At 49.1% G+C, this 22,059-nt stretch carries 21 protein-coding genes and 1 pseudogene; all 22 read right to left on the reverse strand.

The window, feature by feature from the left end; translation table 11 throughout:
- Nucleotides 1-13: 13 nt before the first annotated feature.
- Nucleotides 14-2,224: a ribonuclease R gene (gene rnr, locus ACTTHR_RS03870; RefSeq protein WP_442605254.1), complete on the reverse strand. Its 2,211-nt coding sequence runs from the start codon at nt 2,222-2,224 to the stop codon at nt 14-16.
- A 72-nt stretch (nt 2,225-2,296) separates the two neighbouring features.
- Nucleotides 2,297-3,250, reverse strand: coding sequence for a ribosome small subunit-dependent GTPase A (gene rsgA / locus ACTTHR_RS03875; protein ID WP_442605255.1), 954 nt, complete (start codon nt 3,248-3,250; stop codon nt 2,297-2,299).
- Nucleotides 3,251-3,354: 104 nt separating this feature from the next.
- On the reverse strand, nt 3,355-3,918 hold the full coding sequence (frr, locus tag ACTTHR_RS03880) for a ribosome recycling factor (RefSeq protein ID WP_004333005.1): 564 nt from the start codon (nt 3,916-3,918) through the stop codon (nt 3,355-3,357).
- A 30-nt stretch (nt 3,919-3,948) separates the two neighbouring features.
- Nucleotides 3,949-4,659, reverse strand: a complete 711-nt coding sequence (gene pyrH, locus ACTTHR_RS03885) for a UMP kinase (RefSeq protein WP_004332995.1) — start codon at nt 4,657-4,659, stop codon at nt 3,949-3,951.
- 119 nt (nt 4,660-4,778) lie between these two features.
- Nucleotides 4,779-4,928 (reverse strand): annotated as a pseudogene (locus ACTTHR_RS03890) (AraC family transcriptional regulator); the annotation flags it as partial.
- Between the two features lie 32 nt (nt 4,929-4,960).
- Nucleotides 4,961-5,491 carry an HXXEE domain-containing protein gene (locus ACTTHR_RS03895; protein WP_442605256.1) on the reverse strand — a complete coding sequence of 177 codons (531 nt, stop codon included), beginning with the start codon at nt 5,489-5,491 and terminating at the stop codon, nt 4,961-4,963.
- A gap of 58 nt (nt 5,492-5,549) precedes the next feature.
- The gene (dinD, locus tag ACTTHR_RS03900) at nt 5,550-6,398 is read right to left on the reverse strand and encodes a DNA damage-inducible protein D (RefSeq protein ID WP_442605257.1); all 849 of its coding nucleotides are present in this window, start codon (nt 6,396-6,398) and stop codon (nt 5,550-5,552) included.
- Between the two features lie 242 nt (nt 6,399-6,640).
- Nucleotides 6,641-7,000 carry a dihydroneopterin aldolase gene (folB, locus tag ACTTHR_RS03905; RefSeq protein WP_004333131.1) on the reverse strand — a complete coding sequence of 120 codons (360 nt, stop codon included), beginning with the start codon at nt 6,998-7,000 and terminating at the stop codon, nt 6,641-6,643.
- A complete protein-coding gene (locus ACTTHR_RS03910; protein ID WP_442605258.1) occupies nt 6,993-8,141 on the reverse strand; it encodes a sensor histidine kinase in 1,149 nt (382 codons plus the stop codon). The genes folB and ACTTHR_RS03910 overlap by 8 nt, the downstream gene beginning before the upstream one ends.
- Before the next feature lie 9 nt (nt 8,142-8,150).
- Nucleotides 8,151-8,741 (reverse strand): nicotinamide riboside transporter PnuC, encoded by a 591-nt coding sequence (pnuC, locus tag ACTTHR_RS03915; protein ID WP_442605259.1) that lies wholly within the window; start codon nt 8,739-8,741, stop codon nt 8,151-8,153.
- 28 nt (nt 8,742-8,769) lie between these two features.
- Nucleotides 8,770-10,221 carry a D-alanyl-D-alanine carboxypeptidase/D-alanyl-D-alanine endopeptidase gene (gene dacB, locus ACTTHR_RS03920; RefSeq protein WP_442605260.1) on the reverse strand — a complete coding sequence of 484 codons (1,452 nt, stop codon included), beginning with the start codon at nt 10,219-10,221 and terminating at the stop codon, nt 8,770-8,772.
- An 11-nt stretch (nt 10,222-10,232) separates the two neighbouring features.
- Nucleotides 10,233-11,267: a tRNA 2-selenouridine(34) synthase MnmH gene (gene mnmH, locus ACTTHR_RS03925; RefSeq protein WP_442605261.1), complete on the reverse strand. Its 1,035-nt coding sequence runs from the start codon at nt 11,265-11,267 to the stop codon at nt 10,233-10,235.
- Entirely contained in the window at nt 11,267-13,927 is a 2,661-nt protein-coding gene (gene mutS / locus ACTTHR_RS03930) for a DNA mismatch repair protein MutS (protein WP_442605262.1), read from the reverse strand. The genes mnmH and mutS overlap by 1 nt, the downstream gene beginning before the upstream one ends.
- Nucleotides 13,928-14,211: 284 nt before the next feature.
- A complete protein-coding gene (locus tag ACTTHR_RS03935; protein WP_442605263.1) occupies nt 14,212-14,847 on the reverse strand; it encodes a hypothetical protein in 636 nt (211 codons plus the stop codon).
- A gap of 74 nt (nt 14,848-14,921) precedes the next feature.
- Entirely contained in the window at nt 14,922-15,200 is a 279-nt protein-coding gene (locus tag ACTTHR_RS03940) for a hypothetical protein (protein WP_442605264.1), read from the reverse strand.
- Nucleotides 15,197-15,811 (reverse strand): hypothetical protein, encoded by a 615-nt coding sequence (locus ACTTHR_RS03945; RefSeq protein ID WP_442605265.1) that lies wholly within the window; start codon nt 15,809-15,811, stop codon nt 15,197-15,199. The genes ACTTHR_RS03940 and ACTTHR_RS03945 overlap by 4 nt, the downstream gene beginning before the upstream one ends.
- The gene (locus tag ACTTHR_RS03950; protein WP_442605266.1) at nt 15,804-16,166 is read right to left on the reverse strand and encodes a hypothetical protein; all 363 of its coding nucleotides are present in this window, start codon (nt 16,164-16,166) and stop codon (nt 15,804-15,806) included. The genes ACTTHR_RS03945 and ACTTHR_RS03950 overlap by 8 nt, the downstream gene beginning before the upstream one ends.
- A 97-nt stretch (nt 16,167-16,263) precedes the next feature.
- Nucleotides 16,264-16,866: a hypothetical protein gene (locus tag ACTTHR_RS03955; protein ID WP_442605267.1), complete on the reverse strand. Its 603-nt coding sequence runs from the start codon at nt 16,864-16,866 to the stop codon at nt 16,264-16,266.
- Nucleotides 16,867-17,307: 441 nt separating this feature from the next.
- Nucleotides 17,308-19,311, reverse strand: a complete 2,004-nt coding sequence (locus tag ACTTHR_RS03960) for a urocanate hydratase (protein ID WP_040580404.1) — start codon at nt 19,309-19,311, stop codon at nt 17,308-17,310.
- Between the two features lie 24 nt (nt 19,312-19,335).
- The gene (locus ACTTHR_RS03965; protein ID WP_315561059.1) at nt 19,336-19,881 is read right to left on the reverse strand and encodes a 5-formyltetrahydrofolate cyclo-ligase; all 546 of its coding nucleotides are present in this window, start codon (nt 19,879-19,881) and stop codon (nt 19,336-19,338) included.
- 25 nt (nt 19,882-19,906) lie between these two features.
- The gene (locus ACTTHR_RS03970) at nt 19,907-21,508 is read right to left on the reverse strand and encodes a S41 family peptidase (protein WP_442605268.1); all 1,602 of its coding nucleotides are present in this window, start codon (nt 21,506-21,508) and stop codon (nt 19,907-19,909) included.
- 28 nt (nt 21,509-21,536) lie between these two features.
- Nucleotides 21,537-21,980: a dCMP deaminase family protein gene (locus ACTTHR_RS03975; RefSeq protein ID WP_276773451.1), complete on the reverse strand. Its 444-nt coding sequence runs from the start codon at nt 21,978-21,980 to the stop codon at nt 21,537-21,539.
- Nucleotides 21,981-22,059: the final 79 nt, after the last annotated feature.

Raw genomic sequence — 22,059 nt, forward strand, 5'->3', positions numbered from 1 at the left:
GAGTGAAAGGGGGCTAATCTACCAATTCAAAATCGATTTGCCGACGCTCAAAGTCGCTATGGATGGCACGCACGCGCACCGTATCTCCAAGGGTAAACTTACGTCTATACCGCCGACCCACAAGGGCAAAATTCTTCTCGTCGTAGTCGTAGAAGTCGTCATTAAGAAGTCGCATCGGCACCAACCCCTCACAATGCGAATGGGTTAGTTCCACATAGAACCCCCACTCCGCCACATTGGAGATAACCCCATCAAATACTTTGCCTAGGCGTGTACTCATATACTCTACCTGCTTGTAACGTACGGAGTCTCGCTCGGCTTTGGCGGCCACTTGCTCCTGATCGCTACAATGTTGGGCGTAAACCTCGTACTCCGCTTGCGGCACACTGCCCTCGCCTGCCATATAGCGCGCAACAAGACGATGCACCAAAAGGTCGGGATAACGGCGGATAGGCGAAGTAAAATGGGTGTAATACTCAAAAGCCAGCCCGTAGTGACCGATATTTTCTGTACTGTACTCAGCTCGAGCCATCGTGCGTACAGCCATGGTTTGGATGAGTGTTGCCTCAGGCTTATCTAGCGAAGCCTCAATCACGGCATTGAGGTTCTTGCTAATGGCGCTAGCCTCAGTAGCGTTTTTGAAATGGTAGCCAAAGCGACGAATAAACGCCCCCATCTGATTCAGTTTATCCCCATCGGGGAGGTCGTGGATACGGTATATAAAGGTCTTGGCGTCCCCATTACTATTGCGCTGCTTTTTGCCAAACTCGGTAGCGACCGTCCTATTGGCAAGGAGCATAAACTCCTCAATGAGTTCGTTTGCTGTGCCATGAGGGCGAGCCGCAACGTCTACGGGGCGCCCTTCGGCATCAAGTACAAACTGTACCTCCTGACTCGAGAAGTTGATTGCCCCTTGGGCAAAGCGACGCTTCCGAAGGAGCTGAGCGAGACTATGTAGCGAGAGGATAACCTCGGCATTGTCGCCCTCCTTCGTATCAATTACTTGCTGCGCCTCTTCGTAGGCATAGCGCCGGTTGCTCTCTATAATGGTACGTCCAATGTGATACGATTGCACCTCAGCCGCTTCGTTAAGTACGAATACACACGAGAAGGCCAGGCGCACCTCGTTGGGTCGCAGACTGCACAAATCATTACAAAGCCGCTCCGGCAACATGGGGATCGTACGGTCTACAAGATAGATACTCGTAGCTCTATCATAGGCCTCCTTGTCAATCACGCTCCCCGGGGTTACGTAGTAACTCACATCCGCAATATGCACACCGACCTCCACAAGACCACCCTCCAACTTACGCCACGAAAGGGCATCGTCAAAGTCTTTGGCATCGGCAGGGTCTATGGTAAGCGTGAAGACTTCTCTAAAATCTTCTCTCTTTGCCATCTCCTCACTGGGGATACCTGAGGGGATCTGACGCGCAGCCTCCTCAGCCTCTTCGGGGTAAGAATAGGGGAGATCGTACTCCGCCAAGATAGCGTGCATCTCAGTGTTGTTGTCTCCGGCTGCCCCCAAGACCTCTACCACTTCGCCCGTAGGCTCGGGCTCTCGTGGCCCCCAATGCGCAATTCGGACAATGGCCTTATCGTTGTTTTTAGCCCCTGCCAAAGCCTCTCGGGGGAGCAGGATGCGGCTATCAAGGGCACGATCCTCGGTATGCAGATAGGCAAAACCTTTCGTAATCACAACGCGCCCCACATAGGTAGAGCGGCGGCGCTGCAAGACCTCCACTACTTGCCCCGTGCGAGTACGACGCGCCTTGAGTGGGAAAAGAGCTACACGCACTCGGTCTCCCGGTAGGGCATGCTCCGGATTATTTCTATCAGAAACGATAACCTCCGCGCTCTCATCGTCGGGCACAACCACGCAATAATTACGGCGAGACTCGAAGACGCCCTCCAGCATCTCTCCGCCCACTTGGTAGCGGTAACGCCCAATCTCCACTTGTGTGAGCATACCCTGCTCTACGAGAGACTCCAGCGTACGCACCACAAACTGCTTCTCAGACATGGTGGTAAAGCCCAGACTTGCGGCTACGGCCTTGTAATTTACCACCTCGCGAGGGTGGCGAGTAAAATAATCTATGATGCTATCCACAATCTTATGACCCGAGAGACGCTTATTCCGTGCAAGCCGCTTAGTACCCGACTTGCGCGCCGTAGCTTTACGCCGCCCTGTTATTGTTGTAGATTTTGTTGACTTCTTTTTCATATTACGTTGTCATACTCCTCTCCCCTTTCAGCAGAGAGCAAGGGAGAGAAAGGGGAGGAGAAAGAAAAAAGATCACTGCTCGGGGCGATACTTACCGCCCTCTTCATCACCCAAAATGCCCAAGTAACTCACGTAACGCGATGGGGCAATCTCTCCTCGCTCTAGGGCTGCCAAGACGGCACACCCAGGCTCATTGATATGGGTACAATTGCTAAATCGGCACCCCTCACTCAGGGCAAAAAACTCCCGAAAGTAGTGATGCGCGTTGTGCTCATTCATCTCCAACGTACCAAAACCTTTGATACCGGGAGAGTCGATAAGATACCCACCGCCACGCTCGGCAGCAAGGGGAATCATAGCACTATAAGTAGTCGTATGCATACCCGTACCATGTGCCAAACTGATGCTGTGGGTACGCAGAGAAGAACCTGGGAGCAGGGCGTTGATAAGACTACTCTTGCCTACTCCGGAGTGCCCACTGAGGAGCACAATACGCCCTGCGATGTATTGCCAGACCTCCTCCAGACCTATCCCTTCGGTCGCCGAGATGGAGAGTGTGGGATAACCCAAGGGAGCATAAATCGATTGCCACTCGGCTAGCCGCTTATTCTCCTCCTCTCCGTAGAGGTCTATCTTATTAAAAAGCAAAACAACGGGGATGTCATACGCCTCCGCTGTTGCCAAAAAACGATCGACAAAAGTAAAGCTTGTCTCGGGTTGTATCATCGTAACCACGAGCAAAGCCACATCTATATTGGCCGCAAGTATATGCGACTCCTTAGAGAGGTTAGAAGCCTTGCGGATGATGTAGTTACGCCTAGGGCAGATAGCGGTAATGTAGTAGGGGTGCTCCAAATCCTCTCGAGTAGGCTGCAACTCCACCCTATCTCCCACCACCACGGGGTTGGTAGAGCGGATTCCCTTGAGCCGCAAGTTGCCCTTAACGAGAGCGTCACACTCCCCTCCGTCACCATCGAGTAGTACCCGACACAGATTGCCAACGCAACGCAGTACGAGCCCTGTCATTTTAGTTGTTAGATGTTAGAGAAGAAGCCTCGGGGAGCTAAAGCTCTCTCCCACAAAGAAGAGCCAAAGCCTCCTTGCTCCGCCGTTGCATCTCTAAATCTAAATCAAACGGTAAGGATTTCCTTCTCCTTGGCAGCGAAGAGTTCGTCGCAACGAGATATGTACTTATCGTGTAGCTTCTGAATAGCTGCCTCGGCATCCTTGGCAACATCTTCGGGAGTGCCGTCTGCCTTTACGCTCTTCTTAACGGCATCTATAGCGTCGCGGCGCGCATTACGCACGCTTATTTTTGCCTCTTCTACCTCGCCCTTTACCTGCTTTACAAGCACCTTACGACGCTCTTCGGTAAGAGGGGGAATGCCAATGCGGATAAGATCGCCGTTATTCTCGGGCATAATCCCAAGGGGAGAGTCGATAATGGCCTTCTCAATATCCTTGATAATCTTCTTCTCCCAAGGAGTAATAACGATAGTACGTGCATCGGGCACGGTCACGGTACCGACCTGATTGAGGGGAGTCATCGTGCCATAGTAAGACACCATAATGTCGTCGAGTATCTTGGGATTGGCTTTGCCGGCACGTATGTGTGCGAGCTTTTCGTCGAGATACTCAATGGCATTTTGCATCCCTGTTTCTGCCTGCTGTTGGTATTGCTTTACGTCACTCATATTGTCTATTGATGGGGGAATGTGTATTTGTTAGTTATGTACAAGGGTACCTATCGGGTCTCCACCGAGAAGTTTGGATAGGTTGCCGGGGGTATCCATATCAAACACCATAATCGGGAGATTGTTCTCTTTGCAGAGGGTCATAGCGGTAAGATCCATTACCTTAAGATTGCGCGTATAGACTTCGTCAAAGGTAATTTTATCGAATCGTGTCGCTGTTGGGTCTCGTTCGGGATCGGCAGTATAGATACCATCCACACGCGTGCCTTTGAGTAGGTAGTCCGCCTTGATTTCCACCGCACGTAGGGCAGAAGCAGTATCCGTTGTGAAGAAAGGATTGCCCGTACCACCGGCAAAGAGAGCCACATATCCCTCTTCTAGCTTTTCTATTGCCTCATGCGAACTGTAGAGGCGAGCCACCGGCTCCATGCGAATAGCCGTGTATACGATGGCCTTGCAGCCAATAGCCTTGAGGGCAGAGCCTAGAGCGAGTGCATTGATTACGGTGGCAAGCATCCCCATTTGGTCGCCCGTGGTTCGATCGAATCCACGTGCTGCACCACTCATTCCTCTAAAGATATTGCCTCCGCCTATCACGATACCTATTTGGCAACCGCGGGCTGCCTCTTGGGCGATTTCTTGGGCATAAGCCGCCAGTCTTGCATCATCTATACCATGACCGGAACCGGCGGCGAGCGACTCTCCGCTCAACTTTAGTAGTACTCTTCGGGGTTTCTGCATTGCTTTCTTCTCTTACGATTATATGCCACAAAGATAGCAATTGTTTTCTGCCCAAAGGAAACGTCGGAAGGAGTACAGATTATAGGTAGTCGTCCCTTAAGAGCTATTTAGACGGCATTTCCTCCCTCGATGAAACTAGAGAAATAATAGTCGTTAGTATGGAAACAAGTATACCCTTCCGAAGAATACGATGTCCAGGAGACAATCGCCTTCAGATATACTCCGAAATCGGAGAGTTGTGAACTTCTATAGATTGGTAGACGGGGTATTCTTTCTGTTACTTCATAATTGACAATACTCTCTATCTTTTATTCTGCCATTGTTGAAACTTGCTCATCAAGAAAAAAGCGGAGAGTAAGCTAAGCATTGTTAGGATAATCCCAACAACTAGCCATAATAACATCTGCAAAGGGGATAGAATAGATGCCTTTGCAAATTCGACAAAGGCATAGACACAATATGGCAATGTCAAGATTGTGGTAATGATAACAGGTATATATTTTCGGTATATCGCCCATTGTACAAGATGTACTATAAGATGGATGGAATACCCTGCAAATGCAGCAAACCACCATTGAAAAGCCCTCAACCATACGGCACTGAGAGAAATAATAGAAATCAGAACAAATTCGTGAGCCGTACCAATGGCGAATGTGGATGTAGAATAATCAAAATGTCCCCTGCGTGCAAGAACTCGTTCGAATCTCGGGAAACGTCTTTTCAATTCGTTTCTATTATTGCCAAGCCAACTCTTGAACATAACAATCTCCTCGTACTCATGAACCATGAATACAACAGGAAGAAGCATCATTATCAATTCTAATTTCGTCATCTTTTCTTCAAATCTCGCTGATGGCACAAAAGTCTATGGTCATATACCTCCTTTTTTGCTACTTATCTCCATTCCCTTTCAACTTCTTTTTCTCCTTGTTTTCCAAACTCTTTATACTATCAGCCACGGGTAAATCTTCAGGCATTGTACCGCCAAGTTCTTTAATGGTTTGCCGAACCTTTTTCCCGACCTCATAGTGTGTCTGATTTGCCTTTATTTTTCCCTTTATGTTTTCGCGACGTAGTTTTTCTTCAGTTTGTGTTGCACGAAACAGATTGGCTGCCAACTCCGTACTTCCCATGTGATCGAGTATCTTTTGGCTTTTCTTCAAACCTTTTCGGGCATGAATCGCTTTTGCGTCTAATCCACCGTAAAGACCTTTGTAGCCATGATTCTGGAAGATGGCATAATCACGAGACTCAACAACACCGGCATTCTTGGCAGCATCAGCCAGCTGGCTATTGTGGCGAGCTAGTTCATTGCGCAAAAAGAGACGTTTTTCTTCTTCGCTTGTCAGACGATTGTATTCGTCCATCTGCTTTATCTCTGCAATCCGAGTCTGAACGGCGAAATAAGTTTGTCCATTCGCCACTACCTCTTTGCTTGGGTCTGCGTTCTGAACAATCAAGTAACAGGCATAACGGGATAGTTTTACAGACTCTACTTCTCGTCTTCCTCCTTTCCCAATCTCGATCATTTCGAGGATATCCTCGAAATGATCGAAAGGATTGTTATTACTATTAGCACATGCCTCTTTTGCTTTTTCTATTACCGGTAGGAAATGTCGGTATTCAGAATACTCAAGCACTTTTGCCATTTCTCGTGCTGACCAATATTCTATGCCATTCTCATCAATATGTCTAATCTGCTCAAAAACAGACTTTCGAGAGTCTACTAATTCTTCCATATCTCTTATGTTTTACCAACTGTGATTACTCTCCATATGTGATTGAAATGCCACTAATACCAATCATTTACCTCCTACTATCTGTAGAATTATAGAGAGTCAATGACAGCTTTAATGTCTTTTGCTTGTGTCTGATTTATCAAAATCTCCAATGATGCAGATAGATTCTTCCCTATCCAAATAATCTCTTTATTGATTTCTTTGGCATAAATAAAGAGCAGTGTTCACTTTCCGGTGAAAATCTACACGCCTTCGGAGAGGGTAACGCTAGCCCCTCCCACCTGGCCTTTGAAGGGGGGATACTCTTTCGTCAGCCGTACCATAATCCCCTCCACTTGGGGGAACTGCCCACGAATACGCCGTAAGATACGCCCTGCGGCGTGCTCCAGCAGCTCCGAAGGGATAGCCATCTCCTCCTCCACAGCCGCATACACCTCGGCATAGTTAAGCGTATCTTGGAGTTGATCGGAGAGCGCAGCACGAGAGAGATCGACCGATAGCTCCAAATCTACAGAGAACCAATTGCCCACCTTTTTCTCCTGAGGGAGTACGCCATGGTAGGCATAGAAACGCATGGCATTGAGCGAGATTTTACTAGTCATTAAGAGGGATTTTTATACGAAATGTGGTGCCAATACCGACCTCACTGCGCAAGAGCGTAATACGCCCATGGTGATAGGTCTCGACAATGCGGCGAGCCAGCGACAAGCCCAAGCCCCATCCGCGACTCTTGGTTGTGAATCCGGGATTGAAGATGCGCCTGCGATGGCGAGGAGCGATACCGCGACCCGTATCGGTTATATCAATAAGGGCGACATGGCCCCTACGCTCTATGGCAATGGTGATTTCTCCCTTACCCTGCATGGCATCGACGGCATTCTTCACGAGGTTCTCAATAACCCAGCTCCACAGAGCAGGGATAAGCATAACCGGCAGCGGCTCCGAGGGGAAGTCGTAAAAGAGGGTGACCCCACGGCTAATGCGCGTGGAAATATAGCGAGCAGAGGTAGCCACCTCTTCGGCAAGGTCGCATTGCTCGAAATGGGGTTCCGACCCTATTTTTTGGAATCGGTGCGCAATGGTCTGCAAGCGCTCCACATCCTTATCCATCTCTACAATCGACTCTTCTGCAATGCCCTCAGCCCGCAACAATTCGAGCCATGCTAGGAGAGACGAGATAGGCGTACCCAACTGGTGTGCCGTCTCCTTTGAGAGACCTACCCAAAGGCGGTTTTGTGCATTGCGCTTTGCCCATATGGCGGCTATAATCACGATGCCGACAAAGAGGATGAAAACAACGCCCTGCAGCCAAGGGAAGAGCGTCAAACTCTCCAGCGTAGAGCTATCCGAATAGTAGAGATATTGGTACCCCTCCGCACCTAAGTCTATGGCAATGGGCGGATAGCCTCCTCGCACTTGAGCCAAATAACGACTCAGGAACACCGAAGTATCGCGCCCCTCCGGAATGGTTATGTTATTAAAAGAGACAATTGAATCCCTATCGGTCACGAGAAGTATAGGTATGGTCTCATTGCTTTGTATGATATGGAGCATCAGATTGAGGGCATTTTCTTCGCTATCACTGGCAAGTCCCTCCGTTGCCTCCGCCCATAACTCCATCTTGGCTCGCTCGTCCGCCACCATCTTGCGGTGCAGTTGCTGTGATAGCACCACAGGCAGCGTAGCTACAGCAATAGCCAAGAGAGCCAGCAAGATATTGAGGGAAAGGCCATAATGCTTCATACTGCAAAGTTAGAGTACAGCTTGCTTACTCCAGCGAATAAGCCCCACTACGGCCAGAACCGTATAGACGACAAAAAAAGCGGCCGTGATGTAGAAGCCCTGCAAGAAGTAGAGCGTACAATAGAGCGCATTGGAGACAATCCAACAATACCAATTCTCTAGGAACTTCTTCGCCAATAGCCACATCCCCACAAAGCCACAGCAGGTGGCGATGCTATCCAATAGGGGATAGGGGCTATCCGTCAGGTAGGCAAAAAGAGGCAGCAGAGCACAAGACAAAGCCACGACTCCCCCAAGAAGTGCGGCGAGAGTAAGCACCCGATTTTTTCGCTGCTGCCGTACAAAACTCCTAATTGCCCCTTCGTCTTCCGTAGTTTTTCCCTGCCTTGCCCAGAGCCACCAGCCCCAAATGGAGGTAATGAGGTAGTAAAGATTGACAATAATATTGCCGTACACCTTACTCTGCCATGAGATATAAATATAGAACAAGGGGAGCAGTACCCCCACGCGCCAGAGCCACATACTTGCCTTTACCTCAAGTACAAGATAGAGCACCCCGAGGACAGCTGCTACAAGTTCGATAATCTGAATATAGTCCACAAGAAGCGAAAAGGTTAGGGATTTATACTTAGAAATTGGGAGGGAAGAGCCCCTCGATATACTGCTGCATCACCCCGCGCACTTTCGCTCTATTGGCACAACCATTGGCTAAGAGGGCTATGGCATAGACCCGTCTTTGGTAGTAAAGATACCCGGCATAGGTCTGCACCCCTCTCATAGATCCGCTTTTGCAGTAGAGTTTAAGAGAAGTTCCCGGCATAAAACTTTTGACCGTTCCTTCCCGACCCACCCTAGGGAGCGATTGCGTAAAAGCATCAAGCGTATTCCCACGTGCCTTGGTAGAGACGCCCACGAGCAAAGCTACCATATCTTGGGCAGATAGTCGATTGGCACGAGTGAGCCCCGAACCATCGTAGAGATGCGCCTTTGGAGAGAGAGTCACCCCCCAGTTGCTCAAGATCTCTTGCTCACGAAGCCATGCCGCGTTGCTTGTTGCCCCATTCTCTTTTACAAGGGCTTTGAATAGGGCTTCGGCATAATGATTGAGGCTTCGGTAATTCATTTCTCGGCAAAGATCCCTCAAAGAGGGGGAGTAGTAACGCCCTATCAGAGTACGAGGATGAGAGGAAGACTCAAAACGCGCCTCCTCTTGCCTCAAGATTTCAACCCCCTGCCCCTCAAGCGTAGCACGCAACAAGCGAGCTGCATGCAGAGGTGGATGCGGAAGATCTATAGCCACACGCACACTCTCTCTGTTGCAAGGGAGCGTGCCCAATAGCGTGCGATGCTCTACAAGGTTAGTACCATCTCCCTCCCAACCCTGCGTTTTGCAGTTTACTTTTAGGCGGTTGTCGAGCGTGAGTTGAACCCCTTTGGGGTAGGTGCCTACAAGGCGGATACTATCTTTTACGCCCCCGGTTGCGAAATAGAGATCGAGCCAATTGTCGTACAAATTGAAGCCATATACCCCTGCGGCGTAGTAGTCCCCACGATCATCGAGAGCCCAACGGGGGTGAATGCCCATGCGCTCGAAGCGAGAGGCATCTATCACAATATTCCCCTCTATTCTGCGGATGCCTTTTGCCTGTACGGTCTGGAGTACACTCTGCTGCCAGCGCTCTTTGTCTTGCTCGAAGAACTTAGAATCGATAGAGGGATCTCCGCTCCCCACCACCAATAGATTGCCGTAGAGCACTCCCTTCTTCAGCTCTCCCTCCATGTACAATTCGGTGCAAAAAGAGTAGTCCGCTCCAAGCGACTCAAGTGCCGTAGCCGCAGTAAACAGTTTGGTAATGGAGGCTGGGGTACACATCTCCTCGGGGCGATAAGCAGCCCAAAGTGTATCCTGACTCACATCCTGTACCGCGAAGGAATAACGGGCAACCCCGGACTCTTCGCTCGCACGAATCAAGCTATCGACACGCGCCAAAGCAAGGGGATTGGGGGCAACCCCTTGAGCAACTAACTGCCCTAAGGGAAGCGCCGCAAGAAGTAGAAAAAAGATATTTCGTAAAACCATAATAGAAGGTGTTATTGCAGGTATTCGAGCCGGGCAATAATAGCCTGTGCTGCTATTTTAGGGTTGTCTTCTGTTGGGAAATAACGCCAAACAGGGTGTTTCCACGAACCCGTTTGGCCACATTTGGCATACGCCTTGTCGTAGTAGACAAGGGCGAGACTAGCCGCCGTGTGGAGATCTCCTGCCTCTACAGCCTCTCGAGCTTGGGTAAAACGCTCTGCCCCCAGACGCTTGCGAATCACCCCAAAAGCGTGCAACAAAGCCTCCTTACCCAGCACTCCATACTCGGCAACGATGCGCTCCACACGAGCCTCTCTTGGGGTAGCGTACTCAACAAAGGGGGCAGATTGCATCCTCTGCCAAAAGCCGGGCGTGAGGGCACAATGCCCTATCATTTCGCTCTCCCCCTCCACCCACACGGGTCTCTTGGGGTCTAGGGGCAAAAAGGCTTCGCCTAGGAGATTTAGGAACTCCTCGCCCGAAGGTTGCGGCTGATCCGGATGACCGCCAAAGACGGAACCGCGGTGCCGTGCCAAACCCTCAAGGTCTACCACTTGCTGACCTAGGCCGGCAAGCTCGCTCAGCACCTCCGTTTTGCCACATCCTGTAGCTCCCCCCAAGATAATAAGAGCGTATTGCAGAGGCTCCTGCATCATCTCCTGGTGATAGGCGCGGTAGCCCCCCTCCACACGATACACCGATAGCCCGGCAATAGAAAGGAGCCATGCAACCGCCTCGCTCCGCATACCTCCTCGGGCGCAATAGACACCAATTCGCCCACTCTCGCCAGCGAGCTTCTTGGCCTCCTGCACAAGAGAGCGCATTTTACCTCCTACGTACTCCAACCCCAGCTCCACGGCAGCATCTCGCCCCTCCTGAGCGTAGAGGGTGCCAACGGTAGCGCGCTCTTCGTCAGAAAAAAGGGGGAGAGAATAGGCACCCAAGAGATGAGCTCGAGAAAATTCCCCGGGAGAACGCACATCAACGATAGGTACCCCCTCGGCACGTAAAGCAAGGATTTTTCTAGGCGAACAGGTCTCAGACATTAGATTTTGGATAGTCTCTGCTTGATCTCATGAAGGCGATTAAGTGCTTCGAGAGGGGTCAGATTATTGAGGTCAATACCGAGGAGATCGTCTCGGATCTCCACGAGTAGCGGGTCTTCTAATTGGAAGAAAGAGAGTTGCACTAAGTCCTCACGAGAGGGGGCGGATGAGAGGTGCGTCGCTTTAAGTCCGGCAGTCTCTATGGCTTTCTCAGCGTCTGCCGAAGTGCAAGACTCCTCTTGGGCGTGCTCCTTCTCTAGGCATTGCAGCACCACTTGGGCACGCTCCACAATCTGCCGAGGCATCCCCGCAAGCTTAGCCACTTGGATACCAAAACTGTGCTCATTGCCCCCCTCTTCCAACTTGCGAAGGAAGATCATGGTACCCTCAACCTCTCGAGCCGAAACGTTGTAGTTGCGTACACGCGTGTGCTTTTTGGCCAGTTCGTTAAGCTCGTGGTAGTGGGTGGCAAAAAGGGTTTTGGGGTGGTGTGCCGGATGATTGTGTAGATACTCCACAATAGCCCACGCTATGGAGACGCCGTCGAAAGTGCTCGTACCACGCCCCAGCTCGTCAAAAAGCACCAAACTACGAGGGGTTAGGTTATTGAGGATGCTTGCAGCTTCTTGCATCTCTACCATAAAGGTAGACTCTCCCATGGAGATATTGTCGCTCGCCCCAACTCGGGTAAAAATACTATCGACCAAGCCAATAGAGGCTTCTCGTGCGGGTACAAAACTCCCGATTTGTGCCATTAGGGTAATAAGGGCGGTCTGCCTGAGGAGGGCACTTTTACCACTCATATTGGGCCCCGTAACAATCATGATTTGGCAGTCGTTATTGTCCAAATGCACATCGTTGGCAATGTAGGGTTCACCCTGAGGTAGCTGACGCTCGATTACGGGGTGGCGCCCCTCTTTTATGTCTATCGCGAGCGAATCGTTCACCTGCGGGCAGCAATAGTTGTAGGCCTCCCCTACCTCTGCAAAAGAACGAAGCACATCAAGCATCGCAAGAAGATGACTATTGCGGAGAAGTGCCGTAACTTGGGGTTGAGCATCGTCCACCAACTCGGCAAAAAGCATCGTCTCTAGAGCAAGAATCCGCTCCTCAGCCCCCAAGATTTTGCTTTCGTATTCTTTGAGCTCTTCGGTGATATAACGCTCGGCACTCACAAGGGTCTGCTTACGAATCCACTCGGGCGGCACCCTATCCTTATGGGTATTACGCACCTCTATGTAGTAGCCAAAGACGTTGTTAAACCCCACCTTTAGACTTGTGATACCCGTGCGCTCAATCTCGCGCTGCTGCAGGGAGAGCAAGTAGTCTTTGCCGGAGAAGGCAAGGCTCCTCAGCTCGTCCAACTCTTCGTTGTACCCCGTAGCAATCACTCCGCCCCTATTTACGAGGGGAGGGGCATCCGGCTTTAATTCGTATCGGATGCGGTCTCTTAATTCGGTACAGAGTGCCAACTCTTTCCCCAGAGCCTGAAGGGAGGGACAAGGGCTCTCTTCTGCCACTTTTTTGATGGGGTCCAAAGCGGTGAGGGCATCGGCAAGGTGCACCATCTCGCGAGGCGAAATACGCTTCATAGATACTTTAGAAGCGGTGCGCTCTAGGTCGCCCATCTCCCTCAAATGCTCCTCAAGTACAAATCTCGCCTGGGCATCGTCTACCAAGGCTCGTACCACCGACTGCCGCTCCTCTATCGCTGCAACACTCTTAAGGGGGAAGGCAATCCACTGACGGAGAAGGCGTGCCCCCATGGGCGTATAGGTGCGATCCAAAATATCTTTCAGGCTACATCCCTCTGGATTCATCGTGGTGAGGAGTTCCAAACTACGTGCCGTAAAGCCATCAATACGCACATACTGCTCCTCATCTATGCGGTGCAGTGAGGTAATGTGCCCCAGTTCGTTGTGCTGCGTAAGGTCTAGATAATGCAAAATGGCTCCTGCCGCAGTGAGAGCGGACTCCATACCCTCAAGTCCGAAACCTTTGAAGTTGCGCACAGCAAAATGGCGTAGAAGTCTCTCTTGATTGTTGCTCGGGATAAAGAGCCAATCGTCTGCCTCGAATATATAGGTGCGATAGGTGAGTTGACTATCGTAGAGAAGGCGTGTACTCCGCTCCACAAGGATCTCTTTGGGTCGGTAGCCTGCGAGTAATTTATCGACAAGGGCTGCGCTCCCCTCAGTTGTAGCAAACTCGCCCGTAGAGAGGTCTAGAAAGGCCACCCCCATACGCTCTTTGGCAAACGAGACGGCAGCTACGTAGTTGTTTTCTTTGTTCTCTAAAACATTGTCGCTAACGGCAACCCCGGGGGTAACCAACTCTGTAATCCCTCGCTTTACCAGCTTTTTGGTTTGCTTGGGGTCCTCCAGTTGGTCGCAAATAGCCACTCGCTTACCGGCTCGCACAAGACGAGGCAAGTACGTCTCTAAGGCGTGATGGGGGAAACCTGCCAGCTCTACATGCTGTGCAGAGCCATTGGCTCGGCGTGTAAGTGTAATCCCCAAGATGCGCGAGGCCTCTACGGCATCCTCTAGAAAGGTTTCGTAGAAATCGCCAACCCTAAAGAGCAGAATCGCATCCGGATGCTTTCCTTTTATCTGCAAGAATTGCTTCATCAGAGGGGTCTCAACTACATTCTTTGCCACAACAATAACTCACTATATTACACTCTACTAATGTCTTACAAAGATAGGGTTTTAGTGCCAAACTCGGCACCACTGCCCCCACACCACCCAAGGCTCCCACACCTTATATCATAACATCTCCCCTTAGATCATCATAAAGAGACCAAGGGGAGACGCACAATTTACATAAAGTGGAATTGTCTTCTTAAGAGAAGACAGAGACGAAAGCGTCTTAGTTTCGCAAAATCTTGGGCATTAATTGCCTGGATTACAGAGAGCAGCAAAATAGCAACTGATAGTATTTTCTATTCAGATTGCACAACGATATTAGGTACTTTGACTGCAGTATAGGAAAGATCGAAAAATCCATTCTCAATCCTTTTCGTTTCGATAGGATCCTCTTCCTTCCTCGTTTTCAGGACTCCGGAGAATCGACCACAAATGATTCTCCTAAATCGATCGTGTCTCGTTACTTCAAAAGTGATTCCATTGGCTTCAGAGTGCAAAGCTCCTTCAGAGTACCAAACTCCTATCCCTAGTTTTCCTCTCGTTTTGAAACATTCTTGACGCAGATTTTCCTCTGAAAGATTGATATAAAAATATGACTTAGTAGCGCTATATCTTTTATCTCTTCTATCAGCCATCCAATGAAGGGCTATCGTGGTTGAATCCTCCTTTTTATTCGTCTCTATCTTGCATGTCCAAGGGAAAGGAAGAAAAAGCTCTTGATGCATACCCTGCTTAGGGAAGACATAGGGCTTGCCATCCAATTCAAAAGCAACGATATTGGCACCCGTCTCGGTGCGTGGAGGCATTCTACTAAAGAAGAGAGAATCTTCGTCAATATCGTATCTAGGGTTACCGATACGGAGACAACTAGAAAGGGATTGCAGGAACAGGAAAACAACTATTCCTAAGGCTGTAATTCGAGTATTACGCATAATGTTTCTTTTTTGTCGGTGTGTTCTATTAGTATGCCAGAGATAGAAGGATTCTTATTGCTCAGAAAAACAGATTATTGTGCCACCTCTTTGCTTAAGATGGCAAGAGACAAACAGAGCATCGCTTGAGAGGAATAGTCGGAGTAATTACTATCCCTCAATACTCCATCATAGGCATCAAAGGGGAGGAGCTCCACGGCTCGCTCGGCAAGTATCTCCGTAGGAATTTTACTAAAGTCGAGCCCTTGTAATGGGGCGTCTAGGTTATGCCTCAGTTCTTTTAGATTTTGAGCTCTTGCACCACTGAACAAAGAGAGAAAGAGCAAAACAAATAGCAATAAATTTTTATTCATGACTGTACAATAATATTAGGTACTTTGATTATAGTATAGGCAATATCGAAAAATCCATTCTCAATTCTTTTCGACTCTATAGTTCCATTTACCAGAACTCTTTTCAGGATTCCGGAAAATCGTCCGCAAATAATACCATTAGAACGACTAAGCCTTGTCACCTCAAAGATAATATCCTCTTTCTCACAAAACCAACTTCCCAATGAGATGCGCCCATTTGTCATAAAAGAATCTTGATGTAGATTTTCTTCTGATAAAGTTATCCACATTCGGCAGGACACATCATTATATTTCTTTCTCCTTCTATTCACTTTCCAATAAAGCACCCCTTTAACAACACCATTCTCAGTATATTCTTTTAATTCACATACCCAAGGTGGAGCTTGAAAGATTGATTGACACATTCCCTCCTTGGGGAAGACGTAGGGCTTGCCATCCAATTCAAAGGCAACAATATTAGCACCCGTCTCGGTGCGTGGGGGCATTCTACTAAAGAAGAGAGAATCTTCGTCAATGTCGTATCTAGGGTTACCGATACGGAGACAACTAGATAGAGCTTGCAGGAACAGGAAAACAACTATCCCTAAGGCTGTAATTCGAGTACTACGCATAATATTTCCTTTTGTCAATTAATATATCATTCTGCAACAGATATACAAAAAAAACACCAACAAGAAAACAAACCGAAATTTCTACAGTTTCTTTGCTAGGCGAGGCAAGAGACAAATAGAGCATCGCTTGAGAGGAATAGTCGGAGTAATTACTATCCCTTAATACACCATCATAGGCATCAAAGGGGAGTAGCTCCACGGCTCGCTCGGCAAGTATCCCCGTGGGGATCTTACTAAAGTCGAGTCCTTGTAATGGCGTATCTAGATTGCATCTTAATTTCGCAAAATCCTGGGCGTTAATTGCCTGAATCACAAAAAGCAGCAAAATAGCAACTGATAGTATTTTCTTATTCATAACATTAGTTGTTTGTATACTCTAATATATCTCAGTTATTGTGTCCTTAAGGCCAAATAAACCATTTTCTATTTGTATTTGTTGATAGATACTGTCTCTATTCGTAAGTCAAATCGAAGAATCCATTCTCAATCCTTTTCATTTCGATAGGATCCTCTTCCTTCCTCGTTTTCAGGACTCCGGAGAATCGACCACAAATGATTCCTCTAAATCGATCGTGTCTCGTTATTTCAAAAGAGATCCCATTGGCTTCAGAGCGCACATAGTCTCCTTCACAGCCCCAACCTCCTAGTCCTAGTTTTCCCCTCGTTTCGAAATATTCTTGATGCAGATTTTCCTCTGAAAGATTGATCTGAAAAAACGACTTGGTAGCGCAATATCTCTTATTAGTTCTATCAGCCCACCAGTTAAGGCTTATCATGGTTGAATCCTTCTCTTTATATGTCATTATATTGCACCTCCAAGGGAAAGTGTAAAAAAACCTTTTACGCATTCCCTCTTTGGGAAAGACATAGGGCTTGCCATCCAATTCAAAGGCAACGATATTGGCACCCGTCTCGGTGCGTGGAGGCATTCTACTAAAGAAGAGGGAATCTTCGTCAATGTCGTATCTAGGGGTACCGATACGGAGACAACTAGATAGAGCTTGTAGGAACAGGAAAACAACTATTCCTAAGGCTGTAATTCGAGTATTACGCATAATGTTTCTTTTTTGTCAGTGTGTTCTACTGCCCAAATATACAAAACGGTTACCGGATAGCAGTCAATCCAACAGAAAAATCCGTGAGGAAAAGGGGTCTGCGCATTTGCTCCAAGAACCGAGAAATACACTCTCCTGTCCCTTTGCTGCTCTACAGGTGAAAGGCGGAGCGAAATAGGCCTAAAACGCGCGAACTCTAGGCCTATATTTTTTTGTTTCTTGGGCAAGACGAAAACTTTTCTAGGGCTACAGCAAAAAATCTGTAGAGCAAGAAAAGGATCGCTTTCTCACCTAAATGCAAAAAGAAATCCCCCTAAAGAGCTTTTTAATACTCTCTAGGGGGAAGTGTTTATCGCAACCTATGCGCTTCCTCTTCAATGGGGACTAGTCTCCCTCAGAATGGCGCACAGTGCAAGGATTATTTTGATCTAAGCGATTCTCTTACTTAAGGGGAACAAGAGAATTAATTAGCTCATCATCAGCGAGGAATGGCATAGTGATATGGTAGCCATCGGCGTGCGTCTTGTTAAATTCAGCACTCGTCTCCATAGCGTGCTCATTGCGAGCCCAAGCGCGACGAGCCACACCGCCCATTACGTCCCATGTCATAGCTGAGCGGAGGATGTTGTCTACACGCTCACTACCATCGAGTACCATACCAAATCCACCATTGATAGACTTACCGATACCTACGCCACCGCCATTGTGCAAAGCAATAAGGCTCATACCACGAGCAGCATTACCGGCAAAGCATTGTACAGCCATATCGGCCATTACGTTACTACCATCACGGATATTGGAGGTTTCGCGGAAGGGAGAGTCCGTACCGCTCACGTCGTGGTGGTCACGACCGAGCATGATGGGGCCTACCTCGCCATTGCGCACCATTTCGTTGAAGCGCAAAGCAATAGCCAAACGCCCGGCAGCATCTTGATAGAGGATACGAGCCTGTGTACCTACCACGAGTTCGTTTTTCTCTGCATCGCGGATCCAGATGTAATTGTCACGGTCTTGCTCACGACGATCGGGGTTAATGCATTCCATCGCAGCGGCATCCGTCTTGCGAAGATCCTCGGGCTTATTGGTAAGGCATACCCAACGGAAGGGGCCATATCCGTAGTCGAATAGCTCGGGACCCATGATGTCTTCTACATAGCTAGGCCAGATGAAGCCGTCCTTATCGTCTACGCCATTGCGGCTGATCTCGGTAATACCGGCATCGAAGCAACTCTTCATAAAGGCATTACCGTAGTCAAAGAAGTAGGTACCACGGGCTACAAGAGCCTTGACAGCCTCGAAGTGACGATGCAAACCTTTGTCTACCTCTTCTTCGAACTTAGCACGGTCTTCTTTGAGAAGGCGAGTGCGTTCTTCAAACGAGAGGGTTACGGGGCAGTAGCCACCTTCGTAGACAGCATGGCAGCTTGTCTGGTCAGAAAGGAGGTCGATATGGATGTTCTTTTCGATAGCGTAGTCCAAAAGATCTACCACGTTACCATGGTAAGCAATAGAGCAAGCCTCGCCCTTCTTTTGAGCCTCCAGTGCCATACGGAAAGCCTCTTCGCGGCATTCGGTGCGGTGCTTTACCCAGCCTTGTCCGTGACGTGTATCGATACGGCTCGAATCCACCTCTGCGGTAATGCTCACAGCACCGGCAATATCGGCAGCCTTAGGCTGTGCACCACTCATACCACCGAGACCGCTGGTAACGAAGAGTTTGCCTGCCAAGTTGCCCCCTGTGGGGATGTGAAGCTGCATACGTCCTGCGTTAAGCAGCGTGTTGAAGGTACCATGTACAATCCCTTGCGGGCCAATATACATCCAACCTCCTGCTGTCATCTGACCATAGTTGGCAACCCCCATCTGAGCGGCAATCTCCCAATCTTTGAGGTTGTCGTAGAGCCCTACCATCATTGAGTTGGTGATGATAACGCGGGGTGCACTGGGGTGAGAAGCAAACAAACCTAGAGGGTGACCGCTCTCAATCACGAGGGTTTCGTTCTCGGTTAGTTGCTCTAGATACTTGATGATGAGACGGTACTGAAGCCAGTTTTGGCACACCTGACCCGTCTCACCATAGGTTACTAATTCATAGGGATAGAGAGCTACATCGAAAGAAAGGTTGTTCTGAATCATGACTTGGAAAGCCTTCCCCTCCAAACAACGGCCCTTGTAATCGTCTATCGAAGTAGCTTTAAGGTCACCCTCCGGACGGAAGCGGTAACCATAGATTTTACCACGAGTTTTTAGCTCTTCGAGGAACTCGGGAGCCAACTGAGCGTGCAACTCACGAGGCACGTAGCGAAGAGCGTTGCGCAAAGCAACACGTGTTTGTGCGGGCGTCAAGCGGAAGCCACGGTCGGGAGCACGACGAATCCCTTCAACAAACGAGGGATAAGCGGGCAGCGTAGCGTCTAAAGTAAAAGATCTTGTGCGATTTTCCATATGATGAAAGTAGAATAATTATACTCAATTTGTGAGGACTAAGTCCATAAGATGATCCCAAGGATCACTCGGCAGACTTGGTAGTAAACGATAACGGAAAGTAACTCCTATCAACTGCGCTTGAGGGGCTTTTTGTAGGAAGCGATCGTAGTAGGCTTTCCCACGCCCGAGGCGCACCCCTTGGGCTGTAAAGGCCACTCCCGGCACGATGATTAGGTCGAGGAGCGTGGGGTCTACAGCATCTTCCCGAGCCTGAGTAGGCTCTTTAATGCCAAAAGCTCCCCCCTCTTGCAGTTTTTCCGGATTGTAAGAATAGAAAGCGATAGTCTCGGCATCCTCTACTCTAGGGATGAAAAACTCTTTATCCCCGGGTGCCGCCAAAAGACTCTGCAGGCTGGGCTCGTCCGGCAACGCCTCATAAAGACCAATACGACGCGCCTTCTGCCACATCTCCGTTGCCAGCAAAGCCTGAACAATGCTTTGCGCTGCCTCGGCTCGGTAGGCATCTGTCAGCGTCAGTTTATTAAGCTGACGTAGAGCAGCCCTAATATCTTGTTTGGATCCCTGCATTAGTCTAGATTGTGGTACAAATATACTATAGTTTGAAGGATTTGCGGGCAGCCTCAAGCATTGCGTCTGAGGCATAGTAGACTCGATAAAACGCCTCCACACCTAGGATGTACTGGGAGATTTGGGCATAAAGCACACGACGAATCAGATCTTTGCTCTCGTAGAGCATACCCGGGCGCAACTCAATACCTTTTTCCGAAGCAAAGCGAGCGTAATCGGCTACTAGGGAAGTATTATCGTCCAAATAAGCCACAATGGCATCCGCACTCCCTAAAGAAGACAAAGTGCCTCGGTGGCTATCGGCATAAAGGAAGGCAAACTCCGTCATGGTACCGCTCTCCACACAACGCAAATAGTAACTATTGATCCCTACACTATCCGCAGGAATAAACAGATCGGGCATGATGCCAATACCTCCATATACTACGCGTCCCTTATCCGTTTTGTAGCGCGGAGCCTTGCTCAGCCTTAGGCTATCCATTTGGTTGCTGAAGGTCTCGCCGGCCTCAAACCTTCGCTGCAGATCGAGTTGATAGTCCATCCCTTCTCCCAAAGTGTAGCTCTTTTGAATGCAACGCCCCGAGGGAGTATGGTAGCGAGCTATGGTAAGACGGAGCTGCGAACTATCGGGGAGGTAAAAAGCCGTTTGTACCAAGCCTTTACCAAAAGATCGCCGCCCCACGATTGTCGCGCGGTCGTGATCCTGCATAGCACCCGAGAAAACCTCGCTGCTCGAAGCAGAATATTCGTTAAGAAGGATGGTTAAGGGGAGCGATTGCAGGACGCCATTGCCATTCGCTTTGTACTCCTCCCGAGGATAAGCCTTACCCTCAGTGTAAACAATGAGCTGCCCCTCTTTGAGAAATTCGTTGGAGAGACGGATGGCCGGCTCTAGGTATCCTCCGGCATTGTCTCGTAGGTCTATAATGAGGTTGCGTAGCCCTTCATCACGCAACTGCGTGTACTTATCTAGGAACTCCGACACCGTATTGCGCGACCACTGAACGATGCGGATCACTCCGGTGGAATCATCAAGCATATAGCCCACATCCACGCTATGAATAGGAACATCGCCGCGTACTACCTTCTTCGCTAGAGACAGCCCCTTGCGCAAGACCTGGAGAGAAACGACAGACCCCTCTTCGCCCAACAAAATGCTTCGTACGGAGTCGGGGGATATTTTTTTTCCTATTAAAGGCTGATTATCCGCCTTTAGGATGCGATCTCCTGCCTGTAATCCGGCTCGCTCGGAGGGACCTCCGGGCAAAACTTCAATCACTACGGGAGTGTCAATCAAGGTATTAAAAGAAATCCCCACACCGCAAAAGCTACCATTGAGTCGCTGGTTTTCCAAATCGCTCTCCTCTCTGGGGATATAAGCCGAGTGTGGGTCGAGCTCCTCTACCAGCTTGGGGAGGAGTCGCATCTGCAGCTCTCGTAGGTCTATCGAGTCTACATAATGCTCAGAAATCAGCTCCAAGACCTGATCTATGGGGCTGAGTGTGCTAATAAATGATGAACGGAAAAATGGGGTACGAGTGGCAACCATCCAACTCAACAGCCCCCCAAAAAGTACCCCCAATAGGGCTACAATCGCGATTGTAAACGAGGAGAACCTCTTTTTCATATCCCCTTATATAGAATCTTCTCTAGGGTCACACACTCTCTTTATCCGGAGCTACAAACTCCACCTCAATGCCTGCTCTCCTCAGGAGGTCTACCCCATCGGTAAGCCGATACTCCTCACCATAGACCACTCGCTTTATCTTGCTTTGGATGATGAGCTTGGCACATTCTACACAGGGAGATGCCGTAATGTAAATGGTGGCGCCATCGCTATTATTACCCGAGCAGGCTACCTTGGTAATGGCATTTGCCTCAGCGTGGAGCACATAGGGCTTGGTAAGGCCGCTCTCATCCTCACACACATTCTCAAACCCTGAGGGAGTACCGTTGTACCCATCAGATATAATCATCTGATCTTTAACGATAAGAGCACCCACCTTTCTGCGGGTGCAATATGAGTTTTCCGACCAGATACGCGCCATCCTGAGATAGCGTTTGTCAAGTACTAATTGCTTGTCTTCTTGTTGTTCCATAGGTGTGGGAATAGTTGCTTACTCCGTCCTTACGATTTTTTCTGCTGCGAAAGTAGTGACAAATAATTAATCCACCACA

Origin of the sequence: Porphyromonas endodontalis (genome assembly GCF_052173515.1) — a bacterium.
In the GTDB taxonomy this organism is placed as follows: domain Bacteria; phylum Bacteroidota; class Bacteroidia; order Bacteroidales; family Porphyromonadaceae; genus Porphyromonas; species Porphyromonas endodontalis_A.